We start from the raw sequence: 21,282 nt of genomic DNA, 5'->3' as shown, positions 1-21,282 counted from the left end.
CATACCTACATTTGCTAACACTGTTATTTTTACTATTCATGATACTTAAATAACAATAAAATTAAAATTTAAAAAAAAAGATATGAGCTTAATTGAAGCCTTAAACTGGCGCTATGCCACCAAAAAAATGAATGGTCAGAAAGTACCACAGGAAAAAGTAGACCAGATCCTGGAAGCCGCGCGCCTTGCCCCAACCTCTTCCGGATTACAGCCTTTTAAAATCATTGTGGTGACCAATCCCGAATTGAAAGAAAAAATTTCTGCAGTGGCTTATGGCCAAACGCAGATTGTAGACAGTTCGCACCTGTTGGTTTTCGCCGCCTGGGACAATTACACTGTAGAAAACATTAAGGCTGCTTTTATTCATGCGAATGCCCAGCGCAATCTTCCTGCTGAAACAACAAAAGATTATGAGGAAAGACTGATTGGCATGTATACCGGCAGAACACCTGAAGAAAACTTTAACCATGCGGCCAGACAGGCTTACATTGGTTTTGGCGTAGCCATTGCCGAAGCGGCTTTACTTAAAGTAGATGCAACTCCTATGGAAGGTTTTGACCCGCAAAAACTGGACGAGCTTTTAGACCTCAAATCAAAAAACCTACGCAGCACAACTTTACTGCCTTTAGGTTACAGGGACCATGAAGGCGACTGGTTGGTCAACCTTAAAAAGGTACGTACCCCCCTTGAAGATTTTATCATTGAGGTAAAATAGCTTAAAACCTCTTTTAGTGAAGGGCAGGAATAATACATCCTGCCCTTTTTAATGTTCCTTAATGTAAAAATATCATCAGATAAGATGTCAAAATATGTTAAAGACAGCTCAACATGAGGCAGCTAAACTCATAAATGAATATATTAGCCTGATCAATCTGTTAATCTATATTCATGAAGTATCTAAAATTTGTATCGGCTTTGGCTCTTGCCCTGATTTGTCTGCAATTCCCGGCATTTTCCCAGAAAGACACAACAACTTTAAAGAACATTATAAAAAAAACCACTAAGCTACCTGAACTTTATCCGGTAGAAAAGGTATATCTGCATTTCGACAAACCTTATTATAGCGTAGTGGATACCATCTGGTTTAAAGCTTACCTAACCTCAGACCAGAATATGCCCTCAAACCTGAGTAAAATTGTTTACGTAGATGTGATGAACAGCCAGGACTCGTTAATTGCTTCTGTAAAATTTCCTGTGGCAAACAGTGTCGCTTATGGAAATATTCCCCTGAACCCCCTGAATTTTAAGCAGGGCAATTATTATGTCAGGGCCTATACGGTATGGATGATGAATTTTGACCCGGATTATTTTTTTACCAAAAACATTGCCATAGGAGAAGCTGTAGATAAGCAATTACTGACCCACTTTAGCTATACCACCAGTACAAGTAACAAAGACCAGCAACTGATCAATGCCCGGGTACAGTATAAAAACCCGGATAAAATTGCTTACGCCAATAAAACAGTCAACTGGAAAGTCATTTCAGATTATGACGTCATACTCAAAGGCAAGGCCACAACCGACCAAAATGGCGTACTCAATATTAACATTAGTCCAAAAAAAAATCAGATCATTACCAACGGCACCCTGGTTACGGACATCAGCGTTGCGGATAAAGAGAACTTACATGCTTCTTTTGAACTCAAGCCTAAAACGGGTGAAAATGATCTTCAATTTTTCCCTGAAGGGGGAGAACTCATTGCCGGTATCCCTGCTCAGGTGGGTTTTAAAGCTCTTAAACCCGATGGTCTTGGTATAGAGCTTAGCGGGAGTATAACCGATAGTGAAGGCAATCAGATTACCACTTTCAACTCCAGCCACGCAGGTATGGGCGCTTTTTACATCAACGCAGATCTGAATAAAACCTATATCGCAAAAATCAATTTTAAAGACGGTAGCTCCAAAAGCCTAAACCTTCCCAAAGCAAGCCCTTCCGGTGTTTCATTGCAGGTCAACAACAGCAGTCCTGAGGTTGTAAACCTGAAAATCGTAGCCAATGAAAATTACTTCCAGCAGAACAAGGACAAAAATCTATTCATTATCGGTCAGAACGCAGGTGTTATTTATTATGCAGCTCAAACCATCTTACAGAATCAGGTGACCATTGCGAAAATTCCTAAAAATAAATTCCCTTCCGGAATCGTACAACTGACCTTGTTCGCTTCAAACGGAGAACCAGTAAGCGAAAGACTCGCTTTTATTTTACACAAAGACGCCCTTAATTTATCTCTTCAAACAGACTTGCCGGCCTATAAGGCACGTCAAAAGGTAAAAATGACGCTTACCGCAAAAAATGCCACAGAAAAACTGGTGGGTAATTTCTCTGTTTCGGTAACCGATGAGCAAAAAGTTCCCGCAAATGAAGACAACGAGACGACTATTCTGAGTTCTTTGCTGTTGAGTTCAGACCTTAAAGGTTATCTGGAAAAGCCTAATTATTATTTTAATAAAACCGATGATAAAAAGCTGGCCGACCTGGATGTACTGATGCTTACACAAGGCTATCGCCGTTTTTCTTTTAAAGATATTCTGGCAGACAAATATCCATTGATTACCTATCTTCCCGAGCAAGGGATGAACATTACCGGAACCTTAAGGGACAGAACCGGTATGCCTGTTAAAAAGGCTCCATTACGTTTAACCATTCCGGGAAGAACCTATGCAGCTGAAGCCCTGACCAGTCCTTCCGGAATCTTTAATTTTCAGAACCTGAATTTCCCGGATTCGTCCCAGGTTGTCATCAGTGCTAAATATGGTTCAAATGGCAGTAACCTGATGATTATGGTAGACCAGGAAGCGCTTCCTGCGGTATCCAAAAATAAAAATGTCGTCGATCAGATTATAAACATCGACAGCACCATGAACAATTATCTCAACAACAGCAAAAAACAATACAGCTACCTCAGACAACTGAAAGAAGTTGTAATCCAGGGCGCTGCAATAAAAAAGGTAAGTCATGCAGACTATAGTTCATTAACAGGTCTACAAACTTATCCGGATCATCTTTTAGAAGCCGCAAGATTTAATGGCTGTAATGACCTGTTGACCTGCCTGAAAACCATGGCAATGGGAATGACTTATGATAACTCCACAAACAGCTTTTATGTCACTCGCTCTTACAATACAGGGAACAGGACTCCGGTTCAGATCTTCTTAGGTGGAATGCCTGTAGATGCGCTTGGGCTTAGCACTGTTAATATGACAGAATTAGAGTCCATAGAAATCTTTTTAAAAGACGATCTGGGTACAGTCAACCGCATATACAATTCTAATGGGGTTATTTCTGTCAATATAAAAAAACCTCAGAAAGTTAAAAAGATGAGCCTGGATGAAATTAAAAAGTTATTACCGCAAAGCGGTGTGATGACCATAAGCCCTAAAGGTTACAGCAGAGAACGGGAATTCTATTCTCCAAAATATACAGCGACCAATTTAAACATGAAGGACCTCAGGAGTACCATTTATTGGAACCCACGAATCGTGACCGATGCAACAGGAACGTTTTCATTCGAATTTTTCAACGCAGAAGGTAAAGGTACTTATAAAGCTGTAGTAGAAGGTCTAGACAAAAACGGCAATCCAGGCCGCTTTGTCTATCGCTACACGGTGAAGTAATTTATATAAGGAAGATCATTACTGATCCTGATGATCTTCCTCTTTTAATTCATTTTTACATTTCAGGCCATTTTCGGTCATGATCCACTCCACAAAATCACCCTCATGTGAATCTCCACAATTCCAGGACCTGTAACCAGCCAGATAATGATCCAGATCTCGGTTGATGATCAGGTGAGTACCCACAGGAACCCGGACAATGAGCTTTACTTCCTGATTACGCCATTTGGCCTGGTTGGTTAACCTTAATTTAGGACCAAAGGTCAGAACAGAGTCTTTCTGCTGAAAATCATAACGGATGCTCTGTGCATTTTTAAGAGCTGCATCAAATGTTTTTCCATGTGAAGCAAAGTTCTGCGTCACGCTATTTGTTGCATCCAAACTCCGCTCAATATAAATCCTTACATCATCAGGTTTGCCAAAGGGCCCTTCCCGTTCATCCAGGATCACCCAGCCTTTACTGTTTTCATTGTTGATGTGATAAAGCAAGCTGTCTTCTTTAGAAAAGACGCGGGAGTTGTCCAGATCCAGTGTATAAACCGGATACGATTTAAGGTTGGATACCTTTGTAATTTCGGTATGCTCTTTAAATTCAGTACTTGTTTTGGCAATAAAAAACACACCTGTAGCGATTCCCGCAAGCCATAAGATCAACAAGCCAAAGGAAACATTTTTGTGAATCTGCCTGCCATTAAATGCAACCCTGATGGAAAACAGAATCAAGGCAAGAAGAGGAACAGCAATGACAACAAAAGCCGAAAGCAACAATAAAGAAACATAGGAATCGTTCACCATACTCAAAGGGAAGATCTCATTGCCAGCATAATCAAAAACACCTAAAAAACTAGCCAGGGTAACAATCGCAGCAAGCAGCATTCCTGAACTCATTAGAATAATAAACCCAGCTGTAATTTTAAAAATTACCTTTCCTGTTCCATTAATAAATCTGCCAAACCAATCTGCAAATTCTGCGATAATGCCTCCTGACCTTCTGAGCAGGTTACTGTTCTCCATTTCTTCCTGAAAATTCCGGATAAAACCCTGCAGGTTTATAGCCTCTCCTTTCATATACATTTTCTCAGATCTGGTCTGTGCCCTTGGCACAATAATCCACATGACCAGATAAGCAATAAAGCCTGCACCTCCAACCAGTGTGGACAACAGGGCAAAAAGCCGGATCCAACGTTCCTCGATATTCAGGTAGTGTCCCAGTCCTGCGCACACGCCGGCCACCATTCCTTTTTCCGTGTCCCTGTACAATCTTTTTATGCCTTGGGAATAAGGCATCGAAAACGGATGTTCTTCATCTTCTGATGACTCAAAATCACGGACCGTTCCCATTTGCGTAATGACCTGTTGTACGTCTGTGATACTAATGGCAGCTTTATGCTGTGCGGAGAGGATCTCGGCAAACATTTCGGCAATACGGTTTTCGATATCTGTTACAATTTCAAAGTCATCTGCATTTTTCGCAAAATGTGATTTGATTTCGTTTAAATAACCAGTTAACATTTCGTAGGCATCTTCCTCTATATGAATTAGAGAATTCCCAATATTTATGTTCAGCGTTCTTTTCATCTGTTTATTTTTTTCTTTTGTTAGAAGGGAGCTTTGATGATTAAAATAAATGTACCCCTAAGGGTTTTACTATTTCTTTTCATCTAATGACCCTATTTCTTTACTTGTTTAGAGGTTTCAATTGCATAGGACAGTTCCTGCCAGGTCGTATCAAGCTGCCTCACCATTGACTTCCCGTCATCGGTGAGCACATAATATTTTCGAGGTGGCCCGGAGGTGGATTCTACCCAGTTATAGCTTAATAAGCCATTATTCTTTAAGCGGGTCAGTAAAGGATAAAGCGTCCCCTCAACCACCAGTAATTTGGCTGACTTCAATTCAGCGATAATATCAGAAGCATAAATTTCGCCTCTGGATATTATAAGCAGCACACAGTACTCTAGTATGCCCTTGCGCATTTGTGTTTGCGTATTTTCTGCTATCATAATACAAAGATATATGCTTTATATAGTAATATGCAATACATAGTACTATATAAAATTCAGAATAAAACACAAACAACTGTATATCAGTGAATTATTTTTTTTTCTAAAACACTACAATTATCAAAAAGAGAGAGAACATTCTTTTGAATGTCCTTAAAATCCTGTTCCCGAATGCGCTATTTTTTATTCAGTTTAAAAGATCAATATTTTAGAAAAACAGACAGCTAGCAAACATAAATGCCTGGTTAAATGCATATAGACCAGCGTTTTCCACATAAAACACAAGTTATTAACATTTTAACAAGACCACTATATTTTGGCTTGAGCTTTGTAATAATCAGGTACATCTATTACATCTACCTATGATAATGAAACTGAATCCTATTTTTCCAGCCCTTGCCAGGCATAGAGTGGAAAAAAAAGAAAAGGTAAATAGAAAGCTAACCGCTCGGCAATGGATCATTCTGGACCGAATTGTTATTGCGATTCTTTTTGCTGCTGTGATTATAGGTGCAATCATATTTTCATAGGATTCAGCCACCTTAATTAATTTTTTAAGCGTACAGAGATGTGCGCTTTTTTTTTACAAAAGAAGCGTATCAATACGGTGTGCCTGCAAGCGGTTGAACTGTCCGGACCAGGTATATATGGTAAAATGGCCATCTTGAGAGGCAACCAAAGCAATTGCATCCTTCTGGTCATGAACAAACTGTGCAGCAGACAAATGTCTTGTCCCCCCCACCTTGGAAGCCGGCATCAATACCGCTCCCCCACCCACAATTGGCTCACTAAAGGACAGTTCCTCTACATTCTCTTTTCCTTTGGCCCTGCCAATCTTCGCTCCAAATGCCATCAGTTCAAATCTGTCATTCAATACGGTCGCCCCATCTACAGCCGTCAGACCCGCCAGGTGCTCTACTTCCCTTTTCAGGGCAGTTTGCCAGAAAATCTGACTCGCTTCTTTTCTGTCCTGCATCAGGAGTTTGGAAAGCCCTCTGAAAGAAGGCTGTACAGCATACTGAATAGGCTTAACAATAGACTGCAACCAATTGTTATTCTCAGAGGGAACCACCAATAAAGTACCTCCCCGCTGGTGAGATCTCATAGAGACAGCAATTTGGATCAGTACATTCACAGAGTCGTTCCAGTAGGATGGTGCAGTTAAATCCAATAAGGACAATAACATCGTAGGCCAATCATGGGACCTGGGTGAAGAGGTGTCTACGATTTTGATCTGCTCTCCTTTCAGAACGGCAATATTGGTGTATTTCCCAAAGCCATAAATTCTTCGGTGTTTGATCACAAGCAAACCCGGTTCGGATACATCGAGCACAAAACAAAAATTAGGAATGCTCAAACTGGTGCCCCATACATACAACTCTTCTCCATCATGCCATACTCCAATATGAATTCCAGCCCGCTCCACTCCCGGGGCTATTTTGGTAAGCGTAGTTGGGTTTAAGGGTAAATTATGTTTAAAAAGCAATGGATTTCCAGCTTGTTCAGGAGGCAGAAACGCAAGTGATATTTTGGGCGAATGCCCTTCCTCCTTCCGCAGACTTGCCCAAAATGTGGCATCTATAATGTGCTCTACCAGGTCCGCCACTGGTAATGGGGCAAGATCCTCCTCCCCGCTGTCTTTTGCGGCAGATAAATGTTTTGCAAATATCGCTTCAACCTGGGGGGCGATAATCTTTGCAGCCTGATAGGTAGATTGGTAAATCATGCCTTAAAGTTAATACATTCCCCCAAAATAAAATATCTGCTCCGGGTCATTTACAAACTGTTCCTTTGCTCATAGCAATGGATCAGTTTGTTTTGTAAATCGACAATAATGGATGTTTTCTCCTGCAACTGCCTGATCAACTCCATTTTGCCAGCAGTTTCTTCATCATGCTCCCCCTCTTGTTCAAAAAAATAAGCAGGTTTTACATTAAAAAGTGCAGAAATCTGCAAAATACGGGAAACATTGATGTCTGTGATCCCTGTTTCCATTTTCGAAAAAGCAGGGACAGAGACCCCTAGTTTTTCTGCAATCTGTTGCTGGCTTTTCTGTTCCCTTTGTCTCAGAAACCGGATTCTTAAACCTACGCCATTAACTTTACCTTGCTTAGTCATAATAATCTTGGCTTTAAATTTATACTCAAGAGTTAATATAGCAATTATTTATATAAAATTGTATAGAATAACAATAAAATTATTTTTCAAAAGGAAAATTCACTTCAGTATAAATCTAATTTATTCTCTAAAACCAAATACACTCAAACTAAGGTTATTTATTCACAGGTGCTCTTTTTGCTTTTAGTTCTGCAAAAAAAACTTTTCATCAAAAACAAATATCATACTGATAACCAACATATTGGTTAAATAATGTTAAAAGAAAAAAAACACCCTATTTGAAACTTATTTTTACAAAGAATTAAAACACAGGTATTTTTTAGACGGCATAAAATGATTATCCCCTGGATACAACCTAAAAATGATGAAAGGAATCGTATTTCATAAACATACAAATACCCGGATCAAAAATGCCGGCATCTGTAACACCAGAAGCCTGGAAAGAACAAGTTCAAATGCCATGGGGTCATTTGACATCCGGATACAGGAAGGAGATACTTTACAGATTACCTGCGAAGGATACCTGAAACAGGAGTTCTGGATAACTAAAACCGAAAATCTGGTCCTGTATCTTGAACCTGCGGTTCCTTCTCTAGTGCCGCAGGCCCCTCAAAAAAAAGGAAGTTTTTTTTATTTTTTTACGTTTTTAAGCAAATCTGTACAAAAAATTAAAGGAAGCGTTATCCAGCGTAAAAAATAAAACGAGACTATATAAAATTAGTCTATGGTATCCTAAAATTTTATTCCTTTTTCAGTAAATCCAACCGCATTTCCAACATCCGGCTTTCAAAGCCGGCTTTTTCATAAGCCTTTACGGCCTTCAAATTATTTGCATAAACCTCCAAACGGACTTCTGTAATTCCCTGCGACAAAGACCAGTCTTTCAGGGTTTCAATAATCTTTTGAACGATTCCCATTCCCCTATACTCCGGAAGCACATACATAAAACCAAGATAAGCGTATTTTGCATGTTTAAAATAAGGTTCAGCCAACTCGATCCGCGCATAACCGCTCCCAACCACCTGACCACCCAACTCTGCCAGGACCACCTGCACGTCTTCCCTGATCAGATAAGAAGCCAGATCATAATAATGGACACCGGTAGCCTTTAAAGTATCGTCAAAAGGCCTCTCAGCGGCTACTATACCCTGTTCAAATTCCAGCATAGCCTCCAGGTCATCCGGTCGGGCCTTTCTTATTTTTAATTCTTCCATAAATCGCATCAACTATCTGTCAACCAAGCAACATAAAAGTATTTCTTTTTTATTTTTACAAGTGCTTCTTTCTAATTTCATTTAAAAAAAATCGCCAACCGAATTAGAAGCAACCGTTCATTTTACTTCCTAAAACACCCAGGGATATCCACAACTTGAAAGAGGCCTTAGAAACACCCGATAAAAAATGACATAAGGACAGTCAGAGAAGCGTTTTCCTTATACTGATTTGAACCACCACCCCCTCCATGAAAACCGTTGGCCTGGTAAAAGAAAAGGGGACAAGCCTTACGACCCATCCCCTTTAAATTAACGCTCTCGGGGACAAATGTAAGACAAATCTGGAGACTTTACATCAGGGAAATGTCAGATTCATTACACGGCAGAAAACCAGCCTGCCTTCTTCCTGCAGACTGGTTCGTCTTATTATTCACCTATTTTTAAAAATTCGAACTCTTGCCCGTTTCCTGCCAATCCCTTTTTTTAAAAACCGGGAAACGGCAACTTTTTTTAGCATTTCGGGTCATTATTTAGATTCATTCTAAATATTCAGCAATATTAGAGTTTTATTCAATGCGATCAAAATTATTTGGAAAGAATCTAAACAAATACCTTTAAAAGCAATTAAATCGGTACAACAATCTTGAAACTAAAGTTTCTGCCAATATTATAAATTCCCCTTCTCCCGTTTGGACTGTTTTCATAGTACTCAAAATACTTCAAGCGGCTTAAATGCGACTGATAAGCCACATCAAACAAATTGTCAGCCTGTATAAACAAATCAAACAATTTTTTTTGGTTCCTGTTCTTTATGGCCGCGCCTAAACCCGCATTAAAAAGGGTATAACCTTTTGTATAAGTTTCTGTATTGTACAATCCGTAAAAATGGTTTTGTGCAGCATTCACGTCAGCTTCAAATTTCAAATAAGGCTGATGAAAAAATCCGTAATTTCTTTCTGAAGAGAACTTTATTTCAGAGCGAATATGCAAAGGAGGGAGCAATGGTAAATTCTGGCCCATGGTCGTCCCGCGCACGTATGCCAGGCTATTGTTAAAATTTAACCATTTGAAAGCTTCCGGATGAAGGTTTAAACTAAATTCCGCACCATACAGCCTGGCCTTTGCCTGCTGGTACTGATAAGTCAGGTTCCCGGGAACCACCACAACTGGTTCACCTGCCGCATCTGTAAGCCGGGTCTGGTAAATATAGTTCTGAATGTTGTTGTTAAACAGTTCTACACTGATGTCCATGTCCTTCAGATAGGCAATAAAACCAATATCCTGTTGAAGATTAAATTCCGGAACAAAACTTCTGTTGCCCAGGTATACAATATGTGCTCCCGGATCAAGACCATTTGAACCAATTTCTGTAATATTTGGTGCCCGGTAGCCCCTGGAAACATTTGCTTTTAACAAAAGCCTTTCCGTTAAATTATAAGTTAAACCCAGACTACCCGAAAGTCCTTTATAACTGTGGTCAAATGCGGGAAACTGAAGCTTCGCATCAGCCGTTTCTGCTCCGCGGACCTGCTGGTCAAAACCAGTTTGCGGGTTTTGACCTACGTAAAAATCGTTCCATCGGATGTGGCGGTGATCAAAGCGCAAACCACCAGAAATGTCAATTTTACCAAAGGTTTTTTTTGCAAACAAGAAGCCCCCGACATCAAACAAATTATAATCCGGAATAGGAAAATCTGTTGCATTTTTACTTCGGTTGGTTTGATACATTCCACTCAGCCCGGCTGTACTTTCTATTCCCTTAAACTCAGGAAGGTTATATTTCAAATCAAAATTGAAAGAATTCAGCACCACATATAAACCCGGTTGTTCTGCTAAGGTCGGATGATTGTATTCTCTGCGGATACTTTGCTGAGCACCCAACAACACGTCAAGGCTACCCGTTCCTAATTTGAGCTGAGTTTTATTATACAACCGGTAATGCTGTATGTGCTGGTGCAGGGGCATAATCTTATAAGTGATCAGCTCCCCTTCAGGAACAAGGGGACGGTTTTTCAGGTCATCCCCATCGTCCAGAACCTGTCTGGTAAACTTTCTGCTGAGTGAATCACGGCTCCCATCTGGAATTTCTTGTAAGTTATCATATAAATTGGCTGCTATTTTTGTATAGCCCCATTTTTTATCCGTCCGCACACTTCCAGATAAATTATATTCCCGGAAAGCGGTACCATACACCGGACCGTCCACTTTATTCCGGTAGCTATGTGCCAGCTTTCCACTTGCCCTGAAATTATATTTCCAGTCGTTTTTTACATAACCCAGGCCCAAAGAAGTCCCGAACATTCCATTATTGGTATGATAATCCTCCGTAAAATCCCCTTTGATCACCCCTTCTTTAAAGGAGGAGGTTTCCGGAATCATATTGATCACACCCGCCACGGCATCAGAACCATAGGTTAAGCTCGCAGGCCCCTTCACCACCTCAACCCTGGAAACCCCATACTGGTCCATTTCAATCCCATGCTCATCCCCCCATTGCTGTCCTTCCTGTCTCAGTCCATCGTATAAAGTCAGCACCCGGTTGTAACCCAGGCCACGGATAAAAGGTTTGGAAATATTCGGCCCTGTAGTAACTGCACTCAGACCAGGCACCCCCTTTACAATGGCATCGATCAGGTTATTGTTCACATGCTGGTCCATTGCCTTTCTGGACAACACCGCAATGGGCACAGGGCTTTTCCTCAGCACAGTTCCCCGGCTTACTCCGGTTACCACGACCTCATTTAAATTCGAGAGATTCACCAGCATCAGCACATCCGGTAAAATCAGTTCCTCTTTTTTTATAGTAATTTTCTGGGATTGCGATTGATAACCCAGCCCGGAAAAAGAAAGTATATATGTGCCAGGAGACAAATTTTTAAACTGGTAAAATCCCTGTCCGTCTGTTTTGGTTGCCCCACCAGCTCCCGATAACCTTAGGGTGATGGAAGGTAAGGGTTGTCCATCGGCATAAACCTTTCCTTTCAGTGTTCCGTTCTGTGCAAAGACACCGAAGCACAGCAAATTTAAAATGATCAAAAGTAAGTAATCTTTCATGTGTGTTTTTGTTTTTTAATTGCAGCCTTATCATTTTGATAAGCACAACAGTATAATATGGTTGATAATTTAATTTTTAGTCTATACTAATAATTTAATTTAGACATGTCAAAGTTATATTTGTTAGACTAGTCTAACAAATAAATTATGAGATATATTCTTTTATATTTGTGTGATGCTGTCTTATACTGAAGAAAATTACCTCAAGGCACTGCTAAAAATCTGTAGCCAGTGTGAAGGAAGGGCCGAGGCCGGGACAAACGAAATGGCTGCTTATCTGGGGGTTAAACCCGCTACAGCCACAGATATGTTCAAAAAACTAAAAGAAAAAAGCCTGGTCAGTTATCAGCGGTACGGGAAGATTTCCCTTACAGAGATTGGCAAAAAAAATGCTTTGCTGATTTTGCGTAAACACCGCCTTTGGGAAACATTTTTATACCAAAAGCTGGACTTCAGCTGGGATGAGGTTCATGAAGTAGCAGAACAACTCGAGCATATCAAATCCGAAAAGCTGGTTAATAAACTGGAAAATTTTCTAAACTATCCGGAGTTTGACCCCCATGGCGACCCTATTCCCAAAGCCAATGGTGAAATGCCAGAGCTTTCCACACGCAGCCTCTCTGAACTTAAGACAGGAGAAACCGCAAGGGTTGCTGCCGTTAAAGACACTTCGGTGTTGTTTTTACAGTACCTGAAAAAACTTGGCATCAATATCGGCACCCAGATTACTGTTCTGGAAACCGTACCCTTTGATGGTTCACTGCAAATTGCCATTGATCAACAGGAAGCCAGAAATGTTTCCATGAAATTTGCTGAGAACCTATTTGTACACAAACCATAACCCAAAGAACCCATGTCAACCGAAATAAAATGTCCAAACTGCTCCCATAGCTTTCCCATTGAAGAGGTCATGGCGGAAGAGTACAAAAAAGATCTTCGCGAAAAAATGCTGTCCTTCACCAAACAAAAGGAAGACGAGTTTAAACAAAAACAACTGGAATTTGCACAGCAGCAAAAGCAGCTGGAGCAGTCTTTTGAACAAAAACAGCAGCAACAGTCACAACTTTTTGAACAGCAGCTGGCCGCCGAAAAAAAACAACTTCAGCTGAGCCTGGAAGAAAACCTGCGCAAAACCATTGCCGGTGATTTTGAAAATAAGCTCCAGTTGCTGGATAATGCCAATAAAGAACAGGAAGAGAAATTAAAACTGGCCCGCTCCAAAGAACTGGAATTTTTGAAAAGGGAACAGGAAATTAAAACCAAAGAAGAAGAGCTGGAATTGCAGATGCAGCGTAAACTGCAGGAGCAACGTGCCGAACTGGTAGAACAAATACGCAAGCAGGAGGCTGAAAAGAGCACCATTAAAGATACCGAGCACCAACTTAGGGTGAAGGAGTTGGAAAAACAGCTCGACGACCAGAAAAAACTGGCAGAGGAAATGAAACGCAAAGCGGAACAAGGCTCTATGCAATTGCAGGGTGAAGTTCAGGAGCTGATCCTGGAAGAGTTGTTGCGCAATGCTTTTCCTTTTGACCTGGTTACAGAAGTAGGCAAAGGCGTTAGGGGTGCCGATTGTGTACACCATGTGCGCAACCAGTTTGGTCAGGAATGCGGAAAGATCATTTACGAAAGCAAGCGCACCAAGGACTTTTCGATGGAGTGGATCGAAAAGCTAAAAAAAGATATGCGGAGTATGGGTGTCGATGTTGCCGTGATTGTCACCCAGGCCTATCCCAAAGGCATGGATTGCTTTGGAGAAAAAGACGGGGTATGGATCTGCTCCTTTGATGAAGTCAAAGCCGTTTCTTATATCCTCAGGGATGGCATCATCAGGTTGTTCACCGCTTCAAAATCGCAGGAAAACAGGGGCGATAAAATGCACATGCTTTATGATTACCTAACCAGCAATGAATTTTCAGAACAATGGAAAGCCATCCGGGAAGGTTTTATGAGCATGAAATTATCCATACAAAAAGAAAGGGATTCCATGGAAAGACTGTGGAAGGCGCGTGAAAAACAACTGGAAAAAGTACTCCTGAATGCAGCACACATCCGTGGATCTATTGAGGGAATTGCCGGAACAGACAGCATTCGGTTAAACCTCACCGACGAAGAGGAGGACGATGCCCTGCTGCTCGAATAAGAAAGCCTGCCTTTAAAGGCAGGCTTTCTCAAACTACTAATCTTTACAGGGGCTGATGGCAAAACAACCCCTGTAAAAATTCTAATTGGTGTATTTTTTTCTCAGTAATGCGATTTTCTCCTGAGTAAGCCCCAGTTCCTGGCTCATAAACTGATCCACACTTCCATAGCTTTTTAAAATGGCTTTTACCGTCGCAATCAGATATTCCGGTTTTACTGCGGCCATATCCCTTGCAACCTGTTCTTTAACTCCCATTTGCACCATCATCTTTACCATTTTTTCATTTTCTTCTTTTCTATAATCGTTAGTGGCCAGGTAATCTTCCATGATCGTTTCATCCGGCACCCCAAGGGCATGCAAAAATAAAGCAGCACCTATGCCTGTGCGGTCCTTACCTGCCGTACAATGAAACAACAAAGCAGAGGAATCTGGCATTTTTAACAGTTCTTCAAAAAAAGGTTTGTACTTATCTTTTAAATGAGCCGTTTGGCTGTAAAAAGAAATCATCAGGGAATCTCCTGAGTTTAATTTCGGCAGCTGAGACATGATGTTGCCCAGGTTCTCGCTCCCTGCAGCCAATTGCACATAAGTAGTATTGGCGGGAAGGCGGTCTTTTGCCCTGGCCACTTCTTCATTACTTCTAAAGTCAACCACCGTTCTGATGTGCTTCTGCAGCAACAGTTTAAGATCTTCATCCGTCAGTTTACTGATCTCCGCAGAACGGAAAACTTTTCCCCATTTCACATGGGTCCCTTCACTGGTCGGGTAACCGCCAAGGTCCCTGAAATTGGCCGCTCCTTTAACCGGCACCAGCCTGGTGGTATCGCTAAAGGAAGCATTTGCAGCAAAAGGACCTGCAAATGCCATAAGCAAGAAAACTATTATTTTTTTCATCTTCTCTGTTTTTAGGGTAATTCAATTTATTTAATAAGCCACATTTTCTGGTTTACATCGTCATTGCCGCCATACTGTGCAGCAATGGCGGCTTTGTAATTGGCACCATTGCTGTTTTGCTCCTCAACGGGATATTGCCAGCGAATTGGAATGATCCCGGCAGGGTTAATACCCGGGCCATTATTTGCAAAATCAGGTACTCCGGTCCTTCTCCAGTTGTAAAAAGCCTCCCAACCGGAATTTTCAAAAAAAGCAACATACTTTTGCTGCAGGATCTGCTTCAGGCCATCTGCATTATCCCCCTTGTAAACAACGTTCGGGTGGTTCAGAAAAGCACCAATTTTTATCGTTACCGTTCCTTTGGTCTGCCCTTTTACATCACCGATGTCATAGCTCTGCCCTTCGGTTAAACCGTAACCACTTAAGGATGCCTTGATCCCGTTCTGATACCAGGTTGCCGCAGAACCGCTGGCCCAACCCCTGTTAATTCCCTCTGCCAGATTAAAACACAGTTCCGGATAACCAATAAGTATTGCAGGGTCCGGACCTGTAAAGGTCGCAAAATAGCGTTTGTAATTTACATAAGAATACTTTCCCTGCGCATCATTTGCAGACAAGGTACTCTGACTGAGTGCCGTACTGCCCCCAACGTAAGCTGTAAAGTCACTGACCGGCTTGCCCCCACTCAGTTCAGCCGGGGCAGGCGTGGAAGCAATAAATGTCCGAGGATCCTGGTTGGCTGTGGTCAGGTCAAGATAAGTTTTCCCCATGTTCTCAAACAGGTTATAGGTTTCGTCCGGATTGTAGATAAACTTATTGACTGTCGCATTGTATTTAAAAGAAAGGTTATCTGCATTACCAGTCAAAACAGGATATTTTACAGGATTGTTCAGGATATCTGCAAACTGCTGCTTAATGTTCAGGTCTGCATTGTCATCGGCCCTTTTGCTCAGGCTGATCAGAACCCTAAGCTTATAACTGTTGATGACTTTCTGCCATTGTAGATAGGTCAGGCCATAAATATCCCCACCCACTAATGTGGAAGAATTGTCTGTTGCAGCATTTGGTTTGATCGCCAGCGCCATAATGGTATTCGCTTCGTCCAGCAACTGTAAACTCCTTCTGTACACCTCTTTCTGTGTATCAAACTTAGGCGTTAGCTTGGTGGGGTCACCAGCCTCAGAAGCCGGGATATCACCCACCCGCTGTGTCAGCCATACAAAACTGTAGGCCCTGAAAAAACGGCCCAAAGCGGTATAGGCATTGTTAACGGTTCCCAATTGTACCTCTGCTTTAGCCTCCATTTGGTTCACATAGCGAACCAGGTCATAAGCTGTTGCGGTATTGCTAAAGGCATAGGCATTGGTCCCTCTGTAATAAGCATTGGTAGACACAGTATACTGGTTCCAGCGGCCAACCTGACCAAAGGGCTCTTCACCAACCGCATTCGTACTCTTTTCTACCACACCCCCTCCCCGGTACATACTCCAGGTCAAATGGTTGAGCAATAAAGACACGGGAATACTGGAGTTTTCATTGGCCACATTTGGATTGGAAAGCAGGTCACCCTTCTGACATGCGGCCATCAGGAATCCTAAAAGGACAATACCTGCATGTTTTATTCTATTTAATTTCATTTTCTTTCAATAAGGTTAGAAACCAACGTTAATATTAAAACCAAAGCGACGGGCTGTAGAACTTTGAAGATCACTTTGCCTTCCGCCAAGGGATTTATTGGATAAGTTAAAACCAGAAGCATACTGGTCCAGATCAATGTCTTTTCGCTGCGCAAAATAAAGGAGGTTACGCCCCACAAGGGAAATGCTTGCCGATTTGATAAATGATTTGGCCAGCATTTTTTTAGGCAGGCTATAGCCAATGACCACTTCTCTGAGTTTAACATAAGACCGGTTCACCATAAATGGCTCATCGAACAGACCATATACCCCATTCTGTATGTAATTCCTCAAGGTGACTGCTTTGGTATTCGGGCCAAAGGTCAGCTGATCGTAATTATCAATTTTTCCATTGGTGTAATGAGGTGTGCCAGAAGTAATCACGACACCAGGGCCAACCATAGCCCCTGTCGCATTTACCGTCCCTCCATTTGTACTCTGCCATTCTTTCAAACGGGCATCACCATATTGTCCCTGTACCAGATCGAGCGCCGTTCCTGCATTCATAGACTGGGCATAGATGTAGTCAAATATTTTGCCGCCCAAACGACCATCAAACTGGAAGCTGAAACTGAAATTTTTATAGGTAAACCGGTTGTTAAAACCAAAAACAAAATCAGGATTCGCATAACCCAACAACTGGTTATTTCCGATACCAGCCTGCTGGGCAAGTGGCAAACCACTCGAATCATGAATAATCTGTCCATCGGGCGACCTCACATAGGCACGGCCATAGATGCCATCCAGACGTTCTCCAACCTTATAGTTGTGCCCGTTAACTGCCCAGCCTTCCACGCCATCATAAATTTTACTTAATGTTTCCTTATAGGTGGCCAGATTGGCCATCACCTCCCAGGAAAAGCCATTTTGTGTTTTAACCGGGGTTCCTGTCACAGAAAGCTCCCAGCCTTTTTTTCTGGAAGTAATGGCATTCACGCTCTCAGTTACATAACCGGTAGAGGGTGCGACAGGGAGTTGAAATACCAAAGGACCATTAATTGAAGTAAAATAGGTAAAGTCCAGCCCCAGCCTGTTTTTCAAAAACTTAATCTCTGTTCCCGCCTCATACGATTTTACATCAAAAGGTTTAATCGAGTTGTTGGCGATGTTTTTTGAAAAATCAACGGAAGGCGTATTGTTGTAGTAAGTGTTTCCACTATAAAAATTCTGATTGTCATAATTTGGCCCGTCATAGGAGGTATACAACTCCGTACCATAACCGCCATAGGTTCCCCCACCCAATAGACTACCAACGGTATTACCTGTGAGTGCATTATACGCTGTCCCAATGGTTGGACTGGTGAGTGCACCCCGGACATCTGCAAAAGAGCCCCTGATTTTTAGAAATGAAATAAATTCAGGCAAGTGGGCATAATCACTCAGCACCGAACTCAGGGAAACCGAAGGGTAGAAAAAAACATCATGCCCTTTGGGCAGGGTAGAGGTTTTATCCACTCTGCCCGTGGTGTTGATGTTCAGCCAGTTTTTGATCCCAAAATCAAAAGAATAATAACCACTGACCACCTGCATTCTGGAGCCAAAACTATAAGCCTTTACCGGTCCCTGTGAATTTCCCAAGGTATAAACCCCCGGAAGGTTTAACGCATAAGTCGTTGCCCAGGTAGAATTGTACTCAAAGGCCCTTAAGCTTGCACCCGCAGACCCCGAGAAATTAAAGTCTTCACTAAAACGTTTATTGAAATTGGCCAGAAAGTCATGGTTGTGCTCCATCAGTTTCCGCTGGTCTTCACGGTAATCACCATACCAGATGTTATATACCCCGTTTACCTTATTAAAGTAGTAATCATTTACATACTGGTTCAAATTGGTGGAAGGTGGCACTTTTTCCGTACGCAGCTGGTCCCAGGTGGTTACCTGCGAGCGGAGACTAAAATTCAGGTTATCATTTACCTTATAGCTTAACTTGGCGTAGCCATTGACATCCGTTTTTTTATGTCCGTGAAGCCATTCATAAGCTGTAAAAAAAGGATTGTTGTGGCGTCCGTATTCCACATAATTTTGTACCAGTCCCGGACGGCCTCGCGGCCCACCCCAATAATCCCTCACATCATTTAGGTCCCAGCTTGCAGAACCATATACTTTAAACTGGTAAACATAGCTGTTGGGTCCGTAAGAGACATCGGGAATATTAGGTGTATATTGTGAATTGAAATTCAGGTTGGCATCCAATCTCCATTTCGGAGTAAAATTATAGCCCCCATAAATGTTCAGGTTATCTACATTCAATTTGGTGTTTGGAGCCATTCCTTTCTGATAGGTATGGCTCACAGATGTCCTGAGGTCATATTTATCTCCGGAAGCCGCCAAAGAAAGGTTATTGGTACTCAACAAGCCCGCTTCCATGAAATTTTCAAAGTTCTTTGCCCCCTTTGCCAACCATGGGGTTTTGGTCCTGATTCCGGTTACAGGATCTACCGGACTGTCATACTGGGCAACACCCTGGCCTTCAAACTTTGGCCCCCAGACATTGGTCCGGCGATAACTCCCGTCCAGATCATACAAGTCATTCCCATAGGCGTATTTGTAATCATTCCCATAGCCGTACAATGCCTGTGTTTTTGGCAGGGCAGTAAAGCCCTTTTCAATCATGGTACTGCTGTTAAAATCCACCGTAAAGCCGCGTCCGTCCCCGGTTCCTTTTTTTGTGGTCACCAGGATTGCTCCATTCTGACCCCGAAAACCATATAAAGCAGCAGCATTAGGTCCTTTAAGCACGGTATAGCTTTCAATATCATCTGCACTGATGTTCCAGGTATCCGAATTGACCGGAACTCCATCCACCACAAACAGAAGATCCGTACTTCCCCTGAGTACCAATTGAGGGCGTCCCAGCATCTCCGCATTTCCACCAACGGTAAGACCTGCTATTTTTCCGGTCAGGGAATTAATGGCATTGGGCTCCCTGGCCTTAACCAGCTCATTCCCCTTAATTTCCTGGGTAGCATACCCAATTTTTTTCACATCCTTTTTAATACCCAGGGCAGTAACCACCACCTCGCTGAGTACCTGAGCATCGTTTTTCAGCTGAATCTCATAGTAAGCCTGGCTGCCGGCAACAATCTGCTGTGGCAAGTAACCTATGGAGCTGATCAGGATCACTTGTCCTTTCTGGGCGTTCAGGCTAAAAGTACCGTCTGCAGCACTGGAGCTGCCGGTAGAACCGCCTTTAATTTTAAGGCTGACACCAGGAACCGCCGCCTTTGTTTCATCGGTAATGATTCCCTTGACCAGCACATTTTGTGCGAATAATTTGCCCGGACCGGCACATAGAAATGCCAGGGCAAAAAGCGTTCGTATCCAATGGAGTAGATTTTTTTTCATGCGCATTTGATTTATTTTGCTGCACGAATCTATCCTCCCACTATTACGGAATTATTGTAATTAAAATATTATAATGTAATGCGCTTGTTACAATAAGGTTAACAAGGTGCCGATTCAGAGTTTAGTGTTAAGAAATCAAAAACTCGGCTATCAATTTATTTTTCAGTCCGTTTGGGCTTAAAATTTGTGGTCTGAAAACAAAAAGCGGAAACCTGTCTATTCCGCTTTTTATCAAGCCTTTCTATTGCGCAAGATAACCACCGTCGGCAGCATAATAAGCGCCTGTTACAAAAGAGGATTTTGAAAAGACCAGGCCACAAAACGGCTGATCTTCTGACCCTGGGCCATTTCGACCCTTCGTACCTGAGCAGCACCCACCTTTTCCAATGCCTGGTCAATAAAACCCAGGTGCGCACTTTTAGACACCAGGGTACTGAACCAGACACACTGTCTTGCAAAAAGGGTGCTTTCTTCAATCATTCTTCTGATGAAATCCAGCTCACCCCCCTCACACCAAAGCTCTGTGCTGCGACCGCCAAAATTAAGTACATCTGCCGTTTTGCCCAGGTTCTGTTGTTTTCTCCTGCTGCCTGCTGAGGCTTCCTCGGCTGAAGCATGAAAAGGGGGGTTACAAAGACTTAAGCTAAAAGACTCCCCGGTTTTGATGATCCCTTTAAAGATTTGCCGAGCATTGGCCTGCAGGCGGATCCGGACCGCCCCATTCAGGGAAGCATTGGCGGCGACAATATTTTCAGCTGAGCGGATTGCCCCCTTGTCCATATCGGAACCCACAAAAGCCCAGCCATATTCCTGATGCCCAATGATGGGATAAATACAATTGGCCCCTACACCGATATCCAGAACTTTGATGCCCTTCCCTCTGGGAATTTTACCTTCGTTGTTCTGCGCCAAAAGGTCCGCCAGGAAATGGATGTAATCGGCCCTGCCTGGAATGGGCGGACATAAATAACCTTCGGGGATATCCCAATGGTCAATTTTATAATCCTGCGCAAGAATTGCTTTATTGAGCATTTTAACCGCATACGGGTCCCCAAAATCTATGGATTCGTTTCCATAAGGATTTAATTGCACAAAATCCCTTAAAGGCGGACAGGCCCTGACCAAAAGTTCAAAATCGTATCCGAAACGGTGTTTATTTCTGGGATGTAAATTTTTCTTTTCTTCTTTTGGGGCCTTGCTCATGGATTCTGGTCTATGTCTTG

Annotated in this window: 15 protein-coding genes; 5 read left to right on the top strand and 10 right to left on the bottom strand. The window is 42.3% G+C overall.

The window, feature by feature from the left end:
* Nucleotides 1–82: 82 nt before the first annotated feature.
* Nucleotides 83–715 (top strand): NAD(P)H-dependent oxidoreductase, encoded by a 633-nt coding sequence (locus B0O44_RS20330; protein WP_110833937.1) that lies wholly within the window; start codon nt 83–85, stop codon nt 713–715.
* 173 nt (nt 716–888) lie between these two features.
* A complete protein-coding gene (locus tag B0O44_RS20325; protein ID WP_110833936.1) occupies nt 889–3,615 on the top strand; it encodes a carboxypeptidase-like regulatory domain-containing protein in 2,727 nt (908 codons plus the stop codon).
* An 18-nt stretch (nt 3,616–3,633) separates the two neighbouring features.
* Here B0O44_RS20325 and B0O44_RS20320 read toward each other — a convergent pair whose 3' ends face one another.
* The 4 genes from B0O44_RS20320 to B0O44_RS20305 form a co-directional block, all read right to left on the bottom strand.
* Entirely contained in the window at nt 3,634–5,193 is a 1,560-nt protein-coding gene (locus tag B0O44_RS20320) for a PspC domain-containing protein (RefSeq protein ID WP_110833935.1), read from the bottom strand.
* Between the two features lie 92 nt (nt 5,194–5,285).
* A complete protein-coding gene (locus B0O44_RS20315) occupies nt 5,286–5,618 on the bottom strand; it encodes a PadR family transcriptional regulator (protein WP_110833934.1) in 333 nt (110 codons plus the stop codon).
* A 583-nt stretch (nt 5,619–6,201) separates the two neighbouring features.
* Nucleotides 6,202–7,344 (bottom strand): putative sensor domain DACNV-containing protein, encoded by a 1,143-nt coding sequence (locus B0O44_RS20310; protein WP_110833933.1) that lies wholly within the window; start codon nt 7,342–7,344, stop codon nt 6,202–6,204.
* 50 nt (nt 7,345–7,394) lie between these two features.
* Entirely contained in the window at nt 7,395–7,736 is a 342-nt protein-coding gene (locus B0O44_RS20305; RefSeq protein WP_110833932.1) for a helix-turn-helix domain-containing protein, read from the bottom strand.
* Nucleotides 7,737–8,097: 361 nt separating this feature from the next.
* Between B0O44_RS20305 and B0O44_RS20300 the strand changes: the two genes are divergently transcribed.
* A complete protein-coding gene (locus B0O44_RS20300) occupies nt 8,098–8,436 on the top strand; it encodes a hypothetical protein (RefSeq protein ID WP_146229881.1) in 339 nt (112 codons plus the stop codon).
* Between the two features lie 40 nt (nt 8,437–8,476).
* Here B0O44_RS20300 and B0O44_RS20295 read toward each other — a convergent pair whose 3' ends face one another.
* Together B0O44_RS20295 and B0O44_RS20290 are read right to left on the bottom strand one after the other, a co-directional pair.
* Nucleotides 8,477–8,950: a GNAT family N-acetyltransferase gene (locus B0O44_RS20295; protein ID WP_110833930.1), complete on the bottom strand. Its 474-nt coding sequence runs from the start codon at nt 8,948–8,950 to the stop codon at nt 8,477–8,479.
* A gap of 624 nt (nt 8,951–9,574) precedes the next feature.
* Complete coding sequence (locus tag B0O44_RS20290; protein ID WP_110833929.1) at nt 9,575–12,004, bottom strand: TonB-dependent receptor; 2,430 nt, start codon at nt 12,002–12,004, stop codon at nt 9,575–9,577.
* A gap of 175 nt (nt 12,005–12,179) precedes the next feature.
* Here B0O44_RS20290 and B0O44_RS20285 point away from each other — a divergent pair, with 175 nt between their 5' ends.
* Together B0O44_RS20285 and B0O44_RS20280 are read left to right on the top strand one after the other, a co-directional pair.
* Nucleotides 12,180–12,845 (top strand): metal-dependent transcriptional regulator, encoded by a 666-nt coding sequence (locus B0O44_RS20285; protein WP_110833928.1) that lies wholly within the window; start codon nt 12,180–12,182, stop codon nt 12,843–12,845.
* 12 nt (nt 12,846–12,857) lie between these two features.
* Nucleotides 12,858–14,147, top strand: a complete 1,290-nt coding sequence (locus B0O44_RS20280; protein ID WP_170123381.1) for a DUF2130 domain-containing protein — start codon at nt 12,858–12,860, stop codon at nt 14,145–14,147.
* Nucleotides 14,148–14,228: 81 nt separating this feature from the next.
* Here the strand turns inward: B0O44_RS20280 and B0O44_RS20275 are convergent, their stop codons facing one another.
* From B0O44_RS20275 to rlmF, 4 genes are all read right to left on the bottom strand, one after another.
* Nucleotides 14,229–15,041, bottom strand: a complete 813-nt coding sequence (locus B0O44_RS20275; RefSeq protein WP_110833927.1) for a tyrosine-protein phosphatase — start codon at nt 15,039–15,041, stop codon at nt 14,229–14,231.
* A 26-nt stretch (nt 15,042–15,067) separates the two neighbouring features.
* Nucleotides 15,068–16,678, bottom strand: a complete 1,611-nt coding sequence (locus tag B0O44_RS20270; protein WP_110833926.1) for a SusD/RagB family nutrient-binding outer membrane lipoprotein — start codon at nt 16,676–16,678, stop codon at nt 15,068–15,070.
* Between the two features lie 15 nt (nt 16,679–16,693).
* Nucleotides 16,694–20,059 (bottom strand): SusC/RagA family TonB-linked outer membrane protein, encoded by a 3,366-nt coding sequence (locus B0O44_RS20265; protein ID WP_170123380.1) that lies wholly within the window; start codon nt 20,057–20,059, stop codon nt 16,694–16,696.
* A 285-nt stretch (nt 20,060–20,344) separates the two neighbouring features.
* A complete protein-coding gene (gene rlmF / locus B0O44_RS20260; RefSeq protein WP_110833924.1) occupies nt 20,345–21,262 on the bottom strand; it encodes a 23S rRNA (adenine(1618)-N(6))-methyltransferase RlmF in 918 nt (305 codons plus the stop codon).
* Nucleotides 21,263–21,282: the final 20 nt, after the last annotated feature.

The organism is Pedobacter nutrimenti (assembly GCF_003208655.1).
GTDB lineage: Bacteria > Bacteroidota > Bacteroidia > Sphingobacteriales > Sphingobacteriaceae > Pedobacter > Pedobacter nutrimenti.
The sequence above is the reverse complement of the archived record's forward strand: the minus strand, read 5'-3'. Positions and strand labels throughout refer to the sequence as shown.